Source organism: Candidatus Accumulibacter sp. ACC007 (assembly GCF_907163205.1).
Taxonomy (GTDB): domain Bacteria; phylum Pseudomonadota; class Gammaproteobacteria; order Burkholderiales; family Rhodocyclaceae; genus Accumulibacter; species Accumulibacter regalis.
In genome coordinates this window covers 884,103-901,215 of the sequence record NZ_CAJQUD010000001.1, presented here as the reverse complement: position 1 = coordinate 901,215, position 17,113 = coordinate 884,103, and the positions used below count along the sequence as shown (strand labels likewise).

Genomic DNA, 17,113 nt, shown 5'->3' with positions numbered 1-17,113 from the left:
GCATCCGCAGTCGAATTGGCGAAATCAAAGGCAGCGGCTACAATAGCCGCCCCTCTCCTCGTAGCACAATGGATAGTGCACGCGCCTCCTAAGCGTGGGATACAGGTTCGATTCCTGTCGAGGGGACTACCAGCGCTTCCAGAGCAGTCCGCCAAAGTCCAGAAACGTCCATTTATTCAATGACAAAGGTGCGTTTTACCATCCAGGGTTAGCTACCAAAATCCGTTGCTATCCGCCCATCTGCGGGGTATTATTTGGGGTAGCTTCCACGGACGGTGGGGTATGATGGCCCTTTCAGATGCTGCAGTTCGATCCGCCAAATCGACAGAGCGTCCGACAAAGCTCTTTGACGGCCGCGGTTTGTTCCTTTTCGTAACGCCTGCCGGCGGCAAACTGTGGCGATTTAAGTATTGCTACGCAGGCAAAGAGAAGCTCCTGTCGCTGGGAAGATACCCCGATATCACTCTCAAGGAAGCACGAGCCCTCAGCGACGACGCACGTAAGCTGCTGGCACATGGCATTGATCCGGGCGATCGGCGCAAGGCCGGTGCCAACACATTTGAAGCCGTGGCGCGCCGGTGGTTTGCCAAGCAACAGACTGCGCTCGTACCGGCCTTCGCAAGGAAGGTTATCCGGTCACTCGAAGCCGACGTGTTTCCGACCCTCGGCAACCGGCCAATCAACGACATCAAGCCGCCGGAAGTGCTGATGGTACTTCGCAAAGTCGAAGCACGCGGAGCGCTGGAAACCCTTAAACGAATTCGACAGCGCGTCGCCGATGTTTTCACCTTCGCTATCGCCGAGGGATTGCGCGAGGACGTAAATCCGGTCACTGGCCTGGAGAAGGCGCTGAAAACGGCCAAGGCTGAGCACCGCCCCTCTCTGCACTCTCGCGAACTGCCGGAGTTCTTCATCAGGTTGGATGCAGCGCGAATTTCCAAGCCAGTAAAACTGGCAGTCCGCCTATCGCTGCTCACATTCCTCCGACCCGGGGAACTGCGCTGCGCGCTGGGAGGAGATCGACCTTGAAAGGGCAACCTGGATTGTACCGGGTGAGCGCGATCGTGCCCGGGGCCTGGTTGGCATGAAGATGAAGGAAGACCACCTTGTACCCTTGTCTGAGTGCGGTCAGCCGATTTGATGTTCCGATGTTCACGTACGGTGATGGTTGCGGCGGATAGGCGCCACGCATCAAGTGCTGCCCGATCATGGACGGGAGTCGGGCAAGAGCGGCGCAGGCGACCAGATCCTGGGGCTCTGCCCCAGGCCCCGCACTCGCCGTGAGGCAGCCGTCGGGAATGTAAAACCTATCCCCGACAACTGCCGTGAGCGTTGGCGCCCTCCAGGGCGTCAAGGGGCTTTCGCGGCATAAACGCGGCGATGAAACGTGCCGCATTTATTCCACGGTCCCCGTGACCCCCTTCCGGCCACAGTTCGAGGGATTTATCAACACCCACGAATTGAGCGATCGGCGCGCCATCGAGGGATTCGAAGTGCCGAAGGACGTCGTCCGTCTCGAAATCAGCGACCCGCCACCGCACGCCGTGGCGCCGGCCTCTCGGGTTGGGCGAAGACCTGCAGATAGAGCTTCTCGTCGAGTTGGGGAAGATCACGCTGCGCCGCGGCGGCGAGCAGTTCGGCGGCGAGCGTCGTCAGAATGCGGTAATTGCCGGCGGCATGATCGCACAGCGTCTGCTGCAGCATCGGGGTCATCAGACTGGCGTTACCGGCGCCGGCAAGCAGATGGTTCAGGCAGGCGAGCAACTCCTCCCTGCTGGCGTGTTCGGTGGCGAGCCGGGTGCGAATACGCGAGCCCAGCGGGATCAGTTCCTCGCGCCGCAGCTTCTCGATCAGGCGCGCATCGCCCGCCAGCACCACACACAAGAGCGGCTGCGAATCGAATCGCGCACTGGCCAGAAGACGAAGCTCGCAAAGCACCGGCGGACTCATCTCCTGCGCCTCATCGACCAGCAGTACCGCGCGTCTTCGCGTCGTCTCCAGATGCGCGAACCACACTTCCCGCAAGGCCTTGAAGCCGCCCCAGCGGTTATGCGGGCGCAAGGGCACGGCAAAGATATCGCCCATTTCGCGATAGAAGTCGGCGAGGTTGCTCTGCGGGTGATTGATCGCGCCCACCGTGATATCGGGCAAGCGCGCGAGACGCTCCGCCAGGAGGCGCAAAGCAACGCTCTTGCCGGTACCCGGGTCGCCATGGATCATTGCAAAGCCCCCCTCGCGGATCTGGGCCTGCTCGATCCGCCAACAGAAATTCTCGATCCGGGGCGGCACGTAGATCGCCTCCGTAGGCAAATCCGGGGAGAAGGGATTCCACTTCAGCCCATACAGGGCAAGGAGTTTCTGGTTCATGCGGGGTCCTGGTCGAGGGGTGGCAAGTACGCGGGCGGCAGGCCGGTGGCGGCGTAGTCAGCGAGCAACTGGCGGAGCAAGGGCGCCAGGCCCGACGACGGTAGCGGCGACAGATCGGTACTCACCGGCGTCAGGCGCCGGCGCTGGCCATCGGCGTTGGCCGACTTGTCGAGTGGCTTGACCGGGCAAAGAAGCGTAAGCGTCCAGCCCGCCCATCTGTAATTCGACGTCGATCTGCTTCAACCTCAATGTTTTCGAGGGGAGGCAAAAATGGACAAAGATGCAGAGCGGGAAAGGTACTGGGAACGGCATGTGGGCGCCTGGCGCGCGAGCGGGGAGACGCAGAGAGCGTACTGTGACCGGCACGGGCTAAAGAACCATTCGCTGAGTTACTGGCACCTGCGCCTGGCAAGAGGGACAAACGCGCAGGAAGGAAGCGCTTCGCTGACACTGATTCCCGCGGTACGGGTTCCGGAGGTGGCGGCTTCGCTGCCGAGCCTGTCGCTCACCATCGCCAACGGCTGGCGCCTTGAATTTGCGGGTCTGCCTCCCGCCGTTTGGCTGGCAGAGCTTTGCGGAGGACGCTCATGATCGCACCCACGCCGCTCACCCCGCCGTCGGCAGGTATCTGGCTGGCGATTGAACCGGTGGACATGCGTCTGGGCATCGATGGCCTTTCCGCCCGCATCCAGGCCAGCCTCGGGCGCTCCCCGTGTGATGGCACCGCCTATGCGTTTACCAATCGCAAGCGCAGCCGTCTCAAACTACTGGTCTGGGACGGCACCGGCGTCTGGCTATCGCAACGGCGGCTGCATCGGGGAAGCTTCACCTGGCCCCAGGCTGGCGACCGGGTATGTGCCCTGACGCCGGGACAATGGCAGTGGCTGATCGCCGGTGTCGACTGGCAGCGTCGCGAGGCTCCCGCACCGGCGCATTGGCAGGTCTAGCAGCCCGCAGGTTTCCGAAAAAAGTCATGCAAAAACGGTTACTTGCCTACGTTCATAGCCATCCGTTTGGTATAATCCGTCATGGACTTCGCCACCGAACTTGCCGCTTTTGACCCCTCGCCAGAACTGCTGGCGTGGATGGAGAAGCGGGTCGGTGGCTTGCTCGAAGAAGCACGCACCAGCGCCACCGCGATTCACTGGCGCGACGTCAAAATCGAGAAGCTCACCCTCGAACTGGCGTATTTGCGGCGGATGAAATTCGGCGTCAAGAGCGAAGCCTTCGGCGTTGCTGAACGCGATCTCTTCGATGAAACCCTGGCTGCGGATCTGGCCGCCTGCGAAGCGCGCTTGGCCGAAGAGCGCGAAGCGACCGAAATGGGGCCGCATCAGCCGCCACCCGAGAAGCCCAAGCGCGAACGCGCGGGCCGTCAACCCTTGCCCGCACACCTGCCACGTATCGAGCACCGGCACGAGCCTGAGGTGTGCACCTGCGGTGAATGTGGCCAAGCGCTGGTACTGATCGGCGAAGACGTCACCGAGAAGCTCAATATCGTTCCCGCGGAGTTCTTCGTCGATCGCCACATTTACCCCAAATACGCCTGCCGACCCTGCGCAACCGTGACAGCGGCAGTGGCCGAACCGTCGGTGATCGATGGCGGCCTGGCCACACCGGCCCTGCTGGCCTGGGTCATGGTCAGCAAGTACACCGACCACCTGCCGCTCTATCGTCTGGAACAGCAGGCGGCTCGTTCCGGGGTGTCGCTGGCTCGTTCGACGCTGGCCGACTGGGTAGGTCGCATCGGCGTCGCGCTCGAACCGCTCGGCGACCGCCTCGCCGACTGGCTGCGCCAAGGCCTGATGCTGCATGCCGATGAGACCCCGGTTCGCCAACTGGACCCCGGGAAAGGGAAAACAAAACACGCTTATCTCTGGGCCTACCGCAGCAATTCGCTGGGTAATGATCCGCCGATCGTCATCTTCGACTATCAGGCTGGCCGGGGCGGCGTGCACGCGGCGAATTTCCTGGGCGACTGGACAGGGGCCCTGATGGTCGATGACTTCGCCGGTTACAAGAGGCTGTTTCGGGGCGAGGCGCTCGAACTGGCCTGCATGGCGCATGCCCGTCGCAAGTTCTTCGACCTTCATAAGGCCAACGGCAGCCCCATCGCCGCGGAGGCGCTGCGTCGAATCGGTGAGTTATATGCGATCGAGGCCCAGGCCAAGGGGAATACGGTGGAGGTACGAGCGTTGCTGCGCCAGGCACACAGTCAGCCGCTGCTCAAGATCCTGAACCTGTGGATGGTGCACACGCGCCAATCGGTGGCCAACGGTGGCGCCCTGGCCAAGGCCATCGACTACAGTTTGAAGCGCTGGTCGGCCTTCGCCCGGTATGCGGAGAACGGCATCTACCCCATCGACAACAATGTTTGTCATGCCGCGCGCGGCATGACAAACATTGTTGTCAATCGGGGCGCCCGCCACGCGCAGGAAGAGCGTCAGCTTCTGCCAGTGGTTCTGCATGTACGAGATTGCCTGCCCGAGCCCCGAGTGAGGCTCCACGAGGTGCTCCGCGAACTGCCTGGTCATCCAGTCCTCGAGCGCCTTCATGCGCGGGGCGCTCTCCTGCTGGTGCAGGAGCAGGCGATCCGGCGGCGAAAGACCTTTCCGCCGCGCCTGCTGGTCGGTGCGGAAGACCTCGCGTAGCGTCTTGAGGACGAAGGCGACTTCGTCGGGAAAGGCATTGGCCACGTCGACGTACTTGCGTCGCGCATGCGGAAGACAAGAAGCGGCCAGGGTCGGATGATCGCCCGGCTTGTTGCGAGACAAACCATCGGACATCTGGATCGGCGGGTCCGGCGCCTCACGGCGGTCGAGCACCTCGGCGAGGTGTTCGCCGGCATGGCAGGGCCCGGTCTTGAACAACGCGATCGGGCCATGTGCCGTCTCGGCGACCAGCCCGGAAGTGAACACCCCGGTGCGATCCGCGCGGGCGCCCGGCGGCAGCGCCTCGGTGCGTGCCTCCTGGGTAAAGTTCAGGATGCGCATCGTCGTATCGTCGTTGTAGAGCACCGACCCCTCGGCCGCCTGCTCGGCCAGTTCCGCAAAGGCCGGCGTCAGACGTGCCGCCGCTTGCTGCACGACCTCCCACTGGGTCGCCGCCGGCAACGGGATGGCCAGCGCCTTCTCGAGCCGCTGGATACGGTGGAACGGCAAACCGCAGCCGTACTTCAGGAGCGCGATCATCGCCGCGGCGGTCTCGTCGTATTTCGCCTCGCCGACCCCTGCCGGTGGCTCGGCAGTGAACACCGTGCCACAGAGTCCGCAACGCAGCCGTTCCAGTTCATAGACCTGCGCCGCCAGGGGCGCCACCCCGGTCACGCGAACCAGCAGCGCCGGCTCGCGTCGTTGCCCGTACAAGCGGCCCTCACAACCCGACTCGGGGCAGGGATCGCCGTGCTTCAAGCGCGCATGGGCAACCGCGATGCGCGGCGCGCGGGGATAGTCCTCGGCCCCGTTGCGACCGTGCCCGGGGCGCTTCTTCTTCTCGCGCCGCGGGTCCGGATCGGCCGTGCCTGTCGGCGCACCACCGGAGTCCGTTTCGCCGGCCGCAGCCGGCGGACGCTCGCCCGTCTTCTCTTCCCCGAGAACCGCGGCCGTGCGCTCGCTCGGCGAGCCGAAGACAATCCGCTGCACCCGTGCCAGCGTGGTCTGCGTCGACTCAAGCTCGGCGGTCACCCGCGCGAGGGTGTCCACCGCGGCCTTGAGGGTGGCCTGCTCGGCCTCGGGCAACGCGCCGTCGCGGGTGCGCTCGACAATGGCGTTGAGCTCCTGAATCGGGATCTGGATCCGCCGGGGCGGCTTCTGCCGGCGCCGGCTCATGCCAGCCCCCCGAGGCGGCGACGGAAGTCCGCGTGCAGCGGGTAACCAAGGACTTGCTTGCGGGAGCGGTTCGGGCGATGGCTCAGGTCGTCCTTGCCGCGACCGGTGGTCAGGCCCAGTTCCTGCCAGTTGGCGGCCCGGTAACAGGTCCCCGCATAGCGCTCGGGATCGACGAAGCTCTCCAGATAATGCACCGGATGGCCATAGAGCGTCTGCCAGTCGGCGCCAATCCGCCGCGCGACTCGGCCGAGGAGATGCGAGGCCAGATGCGGAACCCGCACCCAGGGCACCACGAGGAAGCGGCTCTGGTAGGCGATCTCGTGCACATGCGCCCGGCGCACGGCCGGCGACCAGCCGATGAAGCGGTCACGCGGAGCGAGGTGGCGCGGCGCCGAGGTGAAGCCCAGACAGGCGAGCGGCCGCCCTTGGCTGAAGGCCAGGTACTTGAGCTGTTCGCCGACGCCCTGCATCGGGCCGAGGTAATGCGCCTCGGCGATCAGGTGATCGAAGAGTCCTTCCAGCGGCGTGCGGCGAACGGTGATCAGTTCGATGGGGCGCAACGCGTCGAGACGCGCTTCCAGCGGCGAGCGGTCCACCGTCACCGGCGGCGGCCGGCGGCGGACAATGGCGTTGTTCGGCGGGCGGTGGCGGACTTCTGGCAGGCAGATGTGCTCGGCCCGGTGCAGGACGAGCAGCAGGCTGCGGCAGACCATGTCGCGCAGCGCACCATTGGGCTGACGCCAGTCCCAGTGTTCGCACAGGCGTTGTGAGAACGCCCGGCGGCTGGCGTCGGGATGCGCTTTGAGCAGCGCGCGGATGGTTTCGAGGTCGCCGGTAGTAACCGTGCGGCCACGGTAGGAAAGGATCGTGGGCACGCAGACCGTTATACCGGTTCTGCATCTGGAACGCAAGCGTCAGGCGAGCGCGCGCCAGGGCGGCATCCCCCCGGCCGCCGCGTAATCGCCTCCCGAGAGCAGCACCGCCAGGGCGTGCGGGGCGAGCACCTGTCCCGGCGACTCCCTGGGCCAGCAGCGGAAGCGGCCCTGCGACAAGCGCTTCTGACACAGCCAGAAGCCTTGACCGTCATAGACCAGGAGTTTGACCGCCGTGTGCCGGCGGTTGCGAAAGACGAACAGGGCACCGCTGAACGGGTCTTCGGCCAGGACCTGGCGCACGCGCCGAGCCAGGCCGTCGATGCCGCAGCGAAAGTCGGCCGGCTCGGCGGCGACCCAGACGCGCAGGCGCGGGCTCAGCGCGATCACGGCCTTGTCTGCCACAGGCTGCACGCGACCTCGGCGATCTCGCTGCTGGCCGCACGCGGCAGTTCGATACGCAGCGCCCGGCCGTGCCGGTCAGAGAGGACCAGGATGCAGGGAGACGGGGCAAGCGGCAGGCCAAAGTCGAGTTCGACGAACTCCGCCGAGGGCGCCGATGAGCGCACGCCGGCGGCGGGTCGCTTGGCTGTGACTGTGCTGGCCAGCCGGCGCTTCAGGCTGGTGTAGTCGAGTTTCAGAGCAACGGCGACCTTGGCGATGCCGTACCGGTCGGCGAGTTCGGTCGCTCGCGACCAGAGGTCTTCCGGGATACGCGGACTGCGCGGGCGGGTGTTCCGCCATTCGGCAAGGGCGGCCGCGGCATCGGCCAGCTGGGGGTCGGACACGGTTAGGGATGGCGGCATCGGGAGGCCTCTGGATCAGTGAATACGGGCCTACCACGCTACCAGACCGCCCCGGCGATTTCATGCAGCTTTGCCGAAAGGACACGCCGTGCAGATCGGGCTCGTAGGGCTCCTCGGCGCAGATATCGAGGAATCGCTGCTCTACGAGTCGGCGTATGTCCGGGGCGGCGATGCTGCGGGATGCCTCGGGATCACGAAGGACGAGCATGGGTCGCCTCCTGGGTGGGCAGGGAACACGGTTGGTGGGTGGCGCGGTGATGTGCGGTGCGATGATCATTTGGAAGCTGATCGGTGATAATGAATGACATTTGGGACTCCTTTCGTGGACGAAAAAAATCCCCGACCACTGTGAAATGGCGGGCTCGGCGGGGTGAGAACTGGTGAGTGCTGCGGTGCTACGTGGATTGGTGCTGCGGCTCAGCGATACGCGAACGTGATCATCGGGACTGCTCGGACATTCGGCTGCTTCGCCAGGAAGTCGCGCAGGAATTCCCCGAGCTTCCGCTCGCAGAGGGCGATCACTGCTTCCTCCATACTGATGGCGTTGCCCTGCTTCTCGGCGGCGGTGATCAATCGCTGCTGCAGGGCGATCACTTGCTCCTTCTCATCGATCAGCAGCCCCTTGCCGGGGATTTCATGGGAGATAGCCCCGATGGCCGGCGACGCGACGAGTTCAGGTTTCTTCAACGTCACGGTGATGCCGGTGGCGTCCCCCGAAACGCTGAAACTCTCGGGGCTCAGGTCGTAGCCGACGGAATACTCCACGGCGTAGTTCAGGATGATGGTGGCGTCCTGTCGCGGCCAAGCTGAAACTGGTCGCCGTCAGCCGGCGCGAAGCTGGATGTTCTTGGGGTGGATGTTCTTCGAGCGCTTGATATAGAGCTGGTTTTTCTTCGCTGTTTGGGTCTTCTTTGGTTTTATTTCCAGATCGTGTAGTAGCCCGTCCTGTGATGAGGCAGGAGGGGACGCGAGATGGACAGAGAGAAGCAGGACCCCTGCGTGAATTGCGGTCAGGCGTTTGTGCCGGACAGGCGTAACGCGCGGCATCAGCGTTATTGCGGGTCCGCGGCGTGCAAGGCAGCGAGCAAGCGGGCCAGCCAGGCGAAATGGCTCGCCAAGAACCTCGACTATCACCGCGGACCGGAAGCCGTGGCGCGGGTCCAGGCCTGGCGACAGGAGCACCCTGGATACAGCCGCGGCAAGCGTGCGCCGCTTGCCGAGTCCGCGATACAAGAAACCTTAATGTTCGAGCCTGACGCCTCGGCGCCCCTGCCAGCAGAGGCCGTGCGCCCAGCGAAGAAATCTTGTAACGCTCCCACGATCGAACTGGCGCCACCGTTACAAGATTTCTTGAACGCCCAACCTACTGTTCTGATTGGCTTAATCGCCCATATCTGGGGCAGTACGTTACAAGATGACATCGCCTCGGCCCTGACCCGGCTGCTACAACTGGGACAGGACATTCGAGGAGGCCCGCATGAACAGTCCGACCAAGCGGCTATTGAATCCGCAACGTCAGCGGCAGGTGCCCGCGCATTTCAGCTGGCTCGATCATCGGCTGGTGCGGGAACACTACATCGAGAAGGCTGACGTCTGCGCCTGGGCGCTGTACCTGTTTCTGGTCACTGTCGCCGACGCCTGCGGTCTTTCCTACTACAGCGAGGCCAGCCTCTGCCGACGACTGCAGATGGACGCCGTTCGCCTGGCCCGCGCCCGCCGGGACTTGATCGCCCTCGACCTGATCGCCTACGACGCACCGTTGTACCAGGTCCTGAGCGTGCCCGAGTGTGTGCCGGTCGGCACGCGTCTGGCGCGGCTGCGCGCTGTTCTGGAGAGCCGGCCATGATCGACTATGCCACGTGGTGCGCCATTCGCGAGGGGGTGGCCAGTCATCTGACGGCCCCCCAACTTGCCGCTAGCCTGGACCTGGACGTCAAGACCGTCCGCCACTGGATCGACCGCCCGTACGCCCCGCGGGCGCGCGTGCCGCGGGCCAGCAAGCTCGATCCCTACAAGGGGCGCATCGTCGGCTGGCTCGATGCGCATCCGCTCACCGCCCAGCAGGTGTTTCAACGCCTGCGGGATGCTGGCTACGAGGGCGGCATCAGCATCGTCAAGGACTACGTCCACAAGATCCGCCCACCCCGGCGCGAAGCCTTCCTGACCCTGGCCTTCGCCCCCGGGGAAGTCGCCCAGGTCGACTGGGGGGAATACGGCACCATCGCCGTGGGCAACACCCGCCGCCGCCTTTCGTTCTTCGTCATGGTGCTGGCCTGGAGCCGGAAGCTGTACGTCGAGTTTGCGCTCTCGCAAACGATGGAGCACTTCCTGGCGGCACACATCAACGCCTTTGCTGCCCTGGGGGTGCCGCGCAAGGTCATGGTCGATAATCTGCGCAGTGCGGTCTTGCGCCATGTGCGTGGCGAGCCGGTGCAGTTCAATCCCCGCTATCTCGACTTCGCCCGCCATTACGGCTTCGAAATCGTCGCCTGTGCGCCGAGAAAAGGGAATGAGAAGGGACGCGCGGAAAGGGGCGTCGCTTATGTCAAAACCAATTTCCTGGCCGGCCTGGAGCTGCCAAACTTCAGCGCGCTCAATCCGGCCGTCAGGCTGTGGCTGGAGACGGTTGCCAACGTCCGCCTGCATCGCGAAACACAACGCCGGCCGGAAGACCTCTGGGTCGAGGAACGCGCTCATCTGCAGCCGGTCAATCCCCGGCTGTTCGATGTCGGCCGCGTCCTGACCGTTCGTGCCAACCGACAGTTCCGGGTCACGCTCGAGAGCAATCGCTATTCCGTCCCCGCCCGCCTGGCGGGCCGACCGGTGACGATGAAGGTCTATCCGGATCGCGTCTGTGTCTATCACGACGGCGAATTGGTCGCCCGCCATGGGCGTTCCTTCGAACGCCATCAGGACATCGAGGACCCCGATCACCCGAAGACCTTGATCGCTCAACGTCGGCATGCCCGCGATGCGTTGGTACTCAAGCGCTTCCTGGGTTTGACGCCACTGGCAGAGAAATATCACGCCGGCTTGCTCGATCGCCGGGGGAATGCGATAGCGCATGTGCGCAAGATCGTGGCACTGGCCGAGATCCACGGTGACGACGCGGTCGTGCGGGCGATGACCGATGCCCTGACCTTTGAGGCCTTCAGCAGCGAATACATCGCCCATCTGATTGACGCACGTCGCCGCCAGTTGCCCGAGCCGAGCCCGCTACACCTTATCCGCCGGCAGGATCTGCTGGAGCTTGAACTGCCACCACCGGACTTGTCCGCTTATTCTGGCATCCGCACGGGAAACAATCCGCAAGACGAGGTAGGAGGTGATCATGACCATGTCTGAGGCGCTTCTCGCGAAGCATCTGGGTCGTTTGCAGCTGCCGTATTTCGTTCAGCACGCGCCGGGCTTGATGGCTCAGGCGGCCCGTGAGTCGTGGTCTCATGGCCGCTTTCTCGAAGACCTGGTGGCCGGCGAGGTCGCTCGCCGCGATGAGGCGCTGATTGCCCGCCGCATTAAGGCCGCGCGCTTGCCCGGCATCAAGACGCTGGACGGCTTCGACTGGTCGTGGCCGAAGAAGATCAATCGGCCGCAAATCCAGCATCTGTTCCGCCTCGATTTCGTGCCGCCGCATGGCAACGTGATTCTGCTCGGCGCGGTCGGCGTCGGCAAGACTCATCTGGCCATAGCCCTCGCTCATGCGGCCTGCCTGCAGGGCCTGACGACGCTGTTCACCACCGCCGTCGACATCGTCAATGCGCTGGCCGCCGCCCAGGCCACCGGCGGGGTCAAACGCGAGATGACCAGGCTGCTCAAACCCGCCATCCTCTGCGTCGACGAATTGGGCTATCTGCCGATTGACAAGTTTGGCGCCGATGGCCTCTTCCAGGTGATCAGTCAGCGCTATGAGCGCGGTTCGACAATCATCACGTCGAATAAAGCGTACAAACAATGGCCGGAGATCTTCAACAACGACAGCACCCTCACTGCCGCCTTGCTCGACCGCCTGCTGCATCATGCCGAGACACTGGTCATCGAAGGATCGTCCTACCGGATGCGCGAGCAGCACGACGCCTGATTCAGAAACCGTCCTCGGCCAGCCCCTGCACCGACCGCCTTTGCCCACGGGCCGGGCGGCCCTCTCTTGGCGCTCTCTAACCAACGTTCCAGACCACAGCTCCGGCCTTGCTCGCACCAGATTTATGTCGGCTTGTGGACGCCGGTTTCACCCCGGCGCCGACAGCGTCCGACTTGATGCCCAGCGCTGACCTGTTGATGTGCTCGACATGGACGTAGTTTCGGTCGATTCTGGCTGCCAGGAATTTCGTCCGGCCTGAGATGGCTTTCTTGGTGACCTCCAGGTATTGGGTGAAAGTGGTATAGCCGAGGATGTCCTGCTGGGTCGCCGACAGGGTGCGCTCGACGGCGTGTAGCCGGGAATGGAGGGCGGAGTGCTGAGGGTCGGTGGAGGCGTGGAGGTATTGCTGGGTTGCGGCGGCGGCGAGTGCGGCGGTGATGGCTATGGCGGTGGCGAGTCTCTTCATGGGCGGCTCCTTGGTTGGGATTGGGGATTGGTGCGCTGCTCGTTGGGATTTTTGGCGAGTCGGCTTGGGCGGAATAAACAGATGTCAGGTTTCGGCGCTGTAGACGTGAAAAACCCCGCGAGCCTTTCGGCGTGCGGGGTCAATAGCGCCGTTTTCAGGAGACGTCAGATGGCGTAGCTATTGGGTGGTGCTACGGATGGGAAACCGTGGTCTGTCCCCGGATACTCACGTGTTGCGCAGGACCTCAGCGCCGCTTGCGCCAAGTGGCGAGACCTGCCAGGCCGATGCCGAGCAGAGCCAGGCTCCCGGGCTCCGGGACCCTCGTCATCTCAGTGATGGTCATGATGGCGTCAGTAGCGTTGCAGTCGTTGAATCCTGCGCAATACTGCCCGGGGCCGACAAACCCATTCGCCCCTGTCCAAAAAAAACCGACAGATCCCGTTGAAAGGTTGAAAGTAACGAGTGGGCTGACCAGAGGGTTGAAGACGTCGACAGAGAAAACGCTTACGCCCACGGGCAGGACGATCGAATCGAAGTCAGACGGCAGAAAGTTTGTAGCAGTTGATATCAGAGTTGGGACCGTCAGAACGAAGTCTGGCAGGCCGTCAGCGTCGATGCTGTTAAGTGTGTACTGGAAAGCTGCGTGTGCCGCGCTGCCCGTGGCAAGAGCTACCACGCCGGCAATCGCGGCAGCAAGTTTTTTCGTATTCCTGATGTTCATCGAGAAAGTTTCCTTGGTTGACGGTCTGTGGGCAGCCCCGCTGGTCATCTGGAATAGGGGGCTGTGGACGCCGGATCGGGTTGCCGATACGCCCGCGCTTCTCTTCCCGCATCTGACCAATCAGGAAGCACGAAATGTGCCATATGGATACGGCTCACGAATAATAAGCACTTGGCTTGGGGGGCGAACGATTTGCATGGGGGTGAGCGCAGTGAACTGTAAAATTTTTCGACAGGTGACTGATGCGTATCACGCACCTCACGCACCACGCATTCACCGACCCACCCCCAGCTCGGTATAGGCCCGGCCACCCGCCCCAAACGCAAAAAGCCCAACCGCGAGGGCTGGGCTAAGCGCTTGTACTACTAGGAATTTTCTGGCTCCCCGACCTGGGCTCGAACCAGGGACCTACGGATTAACAGTCGAACTCACACTGATTTCTATGGCGGCCAAGCTGAAGATTCGTAACGTCTTTTTCCTTCGCATTCGACCGAGCGTTTCGGACCGAGCCTATCCCGAACCTTGGCGCTCGGTCGGTTGCTTTTTGGGTGCGAAAACTCGAACCAAATCAAGGAAATCACCTCACTTTTTACCGACCGGGAACAGAACCGACCGGCGGGGTGAGCGCCGGACTCTGGCCCTCGGACGGTCGGGTGGCGCCAAAACTTGGGCCTCTGGGATGGCCGCACGGTGCTGAAAGTGGGGGTTCACGGCCGGGCGATTGCCTCGCAGTGGCACCACACGGCCCCCAAGCGGCCCGGAGACATCTCCTCGCCGCGCGCCCGGGGATTCCGACCTCGCGCCGCTGGGCGCTGCTGACTTTTCGGTTCCTCACAGCCGCTTTCTGGTCGGATGCTTAACGGGTACAATCGGCCCGGAAGGGACGCTGAAGAAATTTGCCCAAAGCGGTCATCTAAGCGATCTCTGTGTATGCTATCGCCTTAGCCTGTGAGGTGCAGATTTACACGCGTTTTTCCACTGTATGGAATCAGCAAGGATGCGGCGCAAAGGTGGGGAGCAGGCGCCCAGGTTATAACTCAAGACTTTCTCTCGATAGCAAAGTTAGGCGCGTTAGATGGGCGGTTAGGTAGGAGTCGATGACATCGTGTGCATATTGCGGAGAGTGGCGGCCAGGAACAAAGGAACACATATGGCCGAGTGCGCTAATCAATAAGTACGAAAAGCTGCACACCTACAACCCAAAGACGGATAAGTTCTACGTTGGCGACCCTGTAATTAAAGACGTTTGCGCTATCTGCAACAACGAGAGGCTTAGCTTATTAGACAGTTACCTCAGCGAACTATACGACGCGTACTTTGAGCGCTTGGTTGAGCCAGGCGAATCTGTATCTTTCAAATACAACTACGAGAACCTTCTAAGAGCCCTACTTAAAATTTCCTACAATTCGTCTAGGGCGACAGGCAACAAGAGAAACGTCGCCGCGCACCAGCGCTTTGTGCGATATGTATTAAGTGGCGGGTACTGCGCAAAGCTAGCGCTTCGCTTGCAGGTAGTCACGAAAGCTAAAGGCGTTAGCCGCGTAGGCGAATCTGATATTATCCTTAGGCCGACTGCCCTAAGATGCGCTACGCTTGCCTACACCGGCACTCTAGAGCAGCGCTTCATGGTTCGGCTGGTAGGAATAAACAGTTTTTGGTTTTACTTGGTGCTTCCATGTAAGGACGAGCCGGATCATAAATGGGCGGAATTTCTGCGCGGCTTCACCACTTGGGCTACGCCATCCGGAGTTCCGCTGCAGCGGTGTTCTGAGTCAATTCACATTCCAGTGGAAAGAACAACATATATGCACCCAACCTTGTTAGGCTCTCTGCTTCGTGCCGGGCGTTCCTAACAGTTAACTGCAGTTACGACGCCCCTAATTGGTCGCGGCCCGATCAATGGCGTTGCGATTATTAAAGGCCTGTGTCCGCCCCCATAGCTGCGGTTCAGGGCACTAATAGGCAAAAGGCTGCGTTAAAATAGACGGCATTATTTTGGTATCGCACCTGTGTGAATTTTATTGATGAACATCGAATCGATTTAACCGCAAAGCCGCCTGATGCAGCTAGAACCAAAATCCTAACCGATGACGAGGATGGGTAGATGTGGACAAAGTGATCAGGGTCGTCTTCGCTCTAGCTGTATTAGCATCAGCAGCCAGCGTCTTTTACTATTATGCTATTTTCCTTCCAGGAATCGAACAGGAAAGGCAAACCAAGATTGAGGCGGAAAAACTTTCGGAAGCACGACGAGTTGCCGAAGAGAAGATACTTGCTGAAGTAAAAGCTGCGGAAAAGGGGCTCTATGTCGTTTCGTGTGGAACCGGCGATGGGTTTCGCGTTTTGAGGGAGCGGTGATGTCAAGGGCGGACGCAGTCCGGGCGCAGCCGAACCCTTTACATCGCTGCCCGCTTGCTTACGCTTGCTCCGGGCCGAGGAAGGCAGTCTGCCGCCCTCGGCATGGAGGACAATGGCGGTCTTTCCTCTCGCGACCGGTTCCTCATGATTGAAACGCTGTTCACCCAGGCTCTGGGTCTCGTTGCTCCTTGGCAGGTAGCTGAGGTCATCTTCAAGCCAGAGTCCGGACGGATCGATTTCCAGGTCCGATTTGGCGCAGCCATTCATGCTTGCCCGGCTTGCGGTGCGGCGGCGCAGCCGCTGCATGACCGCTTGGCGCGTTCCTGGCGCCATATGGATTTCTTTCAGTACGAAGCCCACCTGCATGCCGAGGTGCCGCGAGTGGCCTGTGCCGGTTGCGGCAAGGTCACGCAGATTCCTGTTCCCTGGGCGCGTGAAGGGAGCCGCTTCACGCTGCTGTTCGAGGCCTTGACGTTGATGCTGGCGCCGACCATGTCGGTCTTGGCAGCTGGCCGACTGCTGCGCGTGCGCAGTCGCAGACTGTGGCGCGTGATCAATCATCATGTGGGCCGGGCGCGCGCCCAGGAAAGTCATGCCAGGGTTCGCGCGATCGGCGTCGATGAGACCGCCAGTAAACGCGGCCAGACGTATATCTCTGTTTTTTATGACCTCGACGCGCAGCGTCTGCTGTTTGCCACGCCGGGCCGAGACAAGGCCACGCTCGGAAAGTTCGCCAGCGACCTTACCGAGCATGGTGGCCAGCCCACCGCGATCACCCATGTCAGCATGGACATGAGCGGCTCGTTCCAGGCCGGCGCCGCCGAGCACTTTCCAGCAGCCGAGGTCTGTTTCGACCGCTTCCACGTGGTCGCTCTGAGCAGCACGGCGCTGGACGAGGTGCGACGCGCCGAGGTCAAGACCGCGCCCGAACTCAAAGGCACCCGCTGGGGCCTGCACAAGAAACCCGCCGACTGGACCGTCAAGCAAACCGACACCATGTACTGGTTGCAGCGCTCGAACCTCAAGACCGCACGGGCCTGGCGGATCAAGCAGGCGCTGCGCTCCATCTACGCCACCGCCACGACACCTGACGAGGCCAAGCCCCTGCTCAAGCGCTGGCTCAGTTGGGCCAGCCGCTGCCGACTCGAACCGTTCAAGCGCCTCGGACGGACGATCAGCAAGCACCTTCCTGGCGTACTCAACGGTTTTCACCCCGGCAAACACAATGGCCGTGTCGAAGCGATGAATCGAGCGCTCCAGGAGGCGCGCGCAAGGGCACGCGGCTATCGCCGCGTCGAAAACTTCATCGCCATGGCCTACCTCATCGCTGGAAAGCTCACTCATTTGCCCGCCTCGCCCTTCGCCCCATTCTTGCCCGTTCCACACGAAACGACCTAAACCCCGCAACGCCCAGAGCCACCCCCCAGCTCGGTATAGGCCCGGACGCCGGCCCCAAACGCAAAAAGCCCAACCGCGAGGGCTGGGCTAAGCGCTTGTACTACTAGGAATTTTCTGTGGCTCCCCGACCTGGGCTCGAACCAGGGACCTACGGATTAACAGGGCATTCCAGCGGTTCAGACGTTATTTGGAGTATATCGGAGAACGTTGGAGTTGAGTG

15 protein-coding genes, 1 tRNA gene and 3 pseudogenes are annotated in these 17,113 nt (G+C 62.3%); 9 read left to right on the top strand and 10 right to left on the bottom strand.

The features are described 5' to 3' along the window. The first annotated feature begins 54 nt into the window (after positions 1-54). Positions 55-126: transfer RNA gene (locus QZ634_RS03830), tRNA-Arg, on the top strand. A 156-nt stretch (positions 127-282) separates the two neighbouring features. Then, positions 283-1,029, top strand: a complete 747-nt coding sequence (locus tag QZ634_RS03825) for an integrase arm-type DNA-binding domain-containing protein (protein WP_291985720.1) — start codon at positions 283-285, stop codon at positions 1,027-1,029. A 492-nt stretch (positions 1,030-1,521) separates the two neighbouring features. On the opposite strand, the gene QZ634_RS03820 is transcribed toward QZ634_RS03825, so the two are convergent. Both QZ634_RS03820 and QZ634_RS03815 read right to left on the bottom strand, forming a co-directional pair. Continuing rightward, on the bottom strand, positions 1,522-2,367 hold the full coding sequence (locus QZ634_RS03820) for an ATP-binding protein (protein ID WP_291985718.1): 846 nt from the start codon (positions 2,365-2,367) through the stop codon (positions 1,522-1,524). Then, positions 2,364-2,570: pseudogene (locus QZ634_RS03815) on the bottom strand (IS481 family transposase); the annotation flags it as partial. The pseudogene QZ634_RS03815 and the gene QZ634_RS03820, both read right to left, overlap by 4 nt. A 384-nt stretch (positions 2,571-2,954) precedes the next feature. On the opposite strand from QZ634_RS03815, the gene tnpB (QZ634_RS03810) reads away from it, so the two are divergent. Together tnpB (QZ634_RS03810) and QZ634_RS03805 are read left to right on the top strand one after the other, a co-directional pair. Continuing rightward, positions 2,955-3,314, top strand: a complete 360-nt coding sequence (gene tnpB / locus QZ634_RS03810) for an IS66 family insertion sequence element accessory protein TnpB (protein ID WP_291985716.1) — start codon at positions 2,955-2,957, stop codon at positions 3,312-3,314. Positions 3,315-3,395: 81 nt separating this feature from the next. Then, positions 3,396-4,739: pseudogene (locus tag QZ634_RS03805) on the top strand (IS66 family transposase); the annotation flags it as partial. A gap of 36 nt (positions 4,740-4,775) precedes the next feature. On the opposite strand, the pseudogene QZ634_RS03800 reads toward QZ634_RS03805, so the two are convergent. From QZ634_RS03800 to QZ634_RS03775, 6 genes and pseudogenes are all read right to left on the bottom strand, one after another. Continuing rightward, positions 4,776-6,194: pseudogene (locus QZ634_RS03800) on the bottom strand (transposase); the annotation flags it as partial. Further along, positions 6,191-7,069, bottom strand: a complete 879-nt coding sequence (locus QZ634_RS03795) for a Druantia anti-phage system protein DruA (protein WP_291985712.1) — start codon at positions 7,067-7,069, stop codon at positions 6,191-6,193. The pseudogene QZ634_RS03800 and the gene QZ634_RS03795, both read right to left, overlap by 4 nt. A 39-nt stretch (positions 7,070-7,108) precedes the next feature. After that, positions 7,109-7,456 carry an IS66 family insertion sequence element accessory protein TnpB gene (gene tnpB / locus QZ634_RS03790; RefSeq protein WP_291985032.1) on the bottom strand — a complete coding sequence of 116 codons (348 nt, stop codon included), beginning with the start codon at positions 7,454-7,456 and terminating at the stop codon, positions 7,109-7,111. Beyond that, positions 7,453-7,872 (bottom strand): hypothetical protein, encoded by a 420-nt coding sequence (locus tag QZ634_RS03785; RefSeq protein ID WP_291985710.1) that lies wholly within the window; start codon positions 7,870-7,872, stop codon positions 7,453-7,455. Before QZ634_RS03785 ends, tnpB (QZ634_RS03790) begins: the two co-directional genes overlap by 4 nt. A 417-nt stretch (positions 7,873-8,289) precedes the next feature. Further along, on the bottom strand, positions 8,290-8,637 hold the full coding sequence (locus QZ634_RS03780) for a hypothetical protein (RefSeq protein WP_291985708.1): 348 nt from the start codon (positions 8,635-8,637) through the stop codon (positions 8,290-8,292). A 57-nt stretch (positions 8,638-8,694) separates the two neighbouring features. Beyond that, positions 8,695-9,105 (bottom strand): hypothetical protein, encoded by a 411-nt coding sequence (locus QZ634_RS03775; protein WP_291985706.1) that lies wholly within the window; start codon positions 9,103-9,105, stop codon positions 8,695-8,697. A gap of 244 nt (positions 9,106-9,349) precedes the next feature. On the opposite strand from QZ634_RS03775, the gene QZ634_RS03770 reads away from it, so the two are divergent. The 3 genes from QZ634_RS03770 to istB are packed head-to-tail and all read left to right on the top strand — an operon-like array spanning position 9,350 to position 11,950. Next, positions 9,350-9,718, top strand: coding sequence for a hypothetical protein (locus tag QZ634_RS03770; RefSeq protein ID WP_291985704.1), 369 nt, complete (start codon positions 9,350-9,352; stop codon positions 9,716-9,718). Continuing rightward, a complete protein-coding gene (gene istA, locus QZ634_RS03765) occupies positions 9,715-11,217 on the top strand; it encodes an IS21 family transposase (protein WP_291985702.1) in 1,503 nt (500 codons plus the stop codon). Before QZ634_RS03770 ends, istA begins: the two co-directional genes overlap by 4 nt. Then, on the top strand, positions 11,204-11,950 hold the full coding sequence (istB, locus tag QZ634_RS03760) for an IS21-like element helper ATPase IstB (RefSeq protein ID WP_291985700.1): 747 nt from the start codon (positions 11,204-11,206) through the stop codon (positions 11,948-11,950). The genes istA and istB overlap by 14 nt, the downstream gene beginning before the upstream one ends. Positions 11,951-12,026: 76 nt before the next feature. Here istB and QZ634_RS03755 read toward each other — a convergent pair whose 3' ends face one another. Further along, a complete protein-coding gene (locus tag QZ634_RS03755; RefSeq protein WP_291985698.1) occupies positions 12,027-12,416 on the bottom strand; it encodes a hypothetical protein in 390 nt (129 codons plus the stop codon). A 244-nt stretch (positions 12,417-12,660) separates the two neighbouring features. Then, entirely contained in the window at positions 12,661-13,137 is a 477-nt protein-coding gene (locus QZ634_RS03750; RefSeq protein ID WP_291985696.1) for a PEP-CTERM sorting domain-containing protein, read from the bottom strand. A gap of 2,106 nt (positions 13,138-15,243) precedes the next feature. On the opposite strand from QZ634_RS03750, the gene QZ634_RS03745 reads away from it, so the two are divergent. Together QZ634_RS03745 and QZ634_RS03740 are read left to right on the top strand one after the other, a co-directional pair. Then, positions 15,244-15,495, top strand: coding sequence for a hypothetical protein (locus QZ634_RS03745; protein ID WP_291985694.1), 252 nt, complete (start codon positions 15,244-15,246; stop codon positions 15,493-15,495). Between the two features lie 102 nt (positions 15,496-15,597). Next, positions 15,598-16,893 (top strand): ISL3 family transposase, encoded by a 1,296-nt coding sequence (locus tag QZ634_RS03740; RefSeq protein ID WP_291985253.1) that lies wholly within the window; start codon positions 15,598-15,600, stop codon positions 16,891-16,893. The last annotated feature ends 220 nt before the right edge of the window (positions 16,894-17,113 follow it).

Coding starts and splice junctions, on each gene's coding strand:
- QZ634_RS03825 (WP_291985720.1), top strand. CDS start 283: ATGATGGCCCTTTCAGATGCTGCAGTTCGATCCGCCAAATCGACAGAG.
- QZ634_RS03750 (WP_291985696.1), bottom strand. CDS start 13,137: ATGAACATCAGGAATACGAAAAAACTTGCTGCCGCGATTGCCGGCGTG.
- QZ634_RS03785 (WP_291985710.1), bottom strand. CDS start 7,872: ATGCCGCCATCCCTAACCGTGTCCGACCCCCAGCTGGCCGATGCCGCG.
- istA (WP_291985702.1), top strand. CDS start 9,715: ATGATCGACTATGCCACGTGGTGCGCCATTCGCGAGGGGGTGGCCAGT.
- QZ634_RS03755 (WP_291985698.1), bottom strand. CDS start 12,416: ATGAAGAGACTCGCCACCGCCATAGCCATCACCGCCGCACTCGCCGCC.
- istB (WP_291985700.1), top strand. CDS start 11,204: ATGACCATGTCTGAGGCGCTTCTCGCGAAGCATCTGGGTCGTTTGCAG.
- QZ634_RS03740 (WP_291985253.1), top strand. CDS start 15,598: ATGGAGGACAATGGCGGTCTTTCCTCTCGCGACCGGTTCCTCATGATT.
- tnpB (WP_291985716.1), top strand. CDS start 2,955: ATGATCGCACCCACGCCGCTCACCCCGCCGTCGGCAGGTATCTGGCTG.
- QZ634_RS03820 (WP_291985718.1), bottom strand. CDS start 2,367: ATGAACCAGAAACTCCTTGCCCTGTATGGGCTGAAGTGGAATCCCTTC.
- QZ634_RS03770 (WP_291985704.1), top strand. CDS start 9,350: ATGAACAGTCCGACCAAGCGGCTATTGAATCCGCAACGTCAGCGGCAG.